This is a genomic window from Streptomyces sp. XY431 (genome assembly GCF_001279805.1).
GTDB lineage: Bacteria > Actinomycetota > Actinomycetes > Streptomycetales > Streptomycetaceae > Kitasatospora > Kitasatospora purpeofusca.
Genome location: NZ_LGDO01000447.1, coordinates 1 through 219 on the forward strand (window position 1 = coordinate 1; position 219 = coordinate 219).

1 pseudogene is annotated in these 219 nt (G+C 69.4%); it reads left to right on the forward strand.

Annotation, left to right across the window (positions count from 1 at the left end):
* Positions 1–219 (forward strand): annotated as a pseudogene (locus ADK60_RS28495) (IS630 family transposase); the annotation flags it as partial.

A 219-nucleotide genomic window follows, 5' to 3' on the forward strand; every position in this document is an offset into this window, starting at 1 on the left:
GCGGGACGCCTGTCGGTGGCCGGGCTGATTGCGATGCGGCCCGGCTCCCGCACCCGGCTGTGCCATCGGCTGATCACCCACCCCGTGGGCAAGGGCAAGCGCCGCAGCATGAGCGAGCGCGACTTCATCGCCCTGGTCGACGGCGTCCATCACCTCGTCAAAGCACCGATCGTGCTGGTCTGGGACCGCCTGAACACCCATGTCTCCCACGCCATGCGC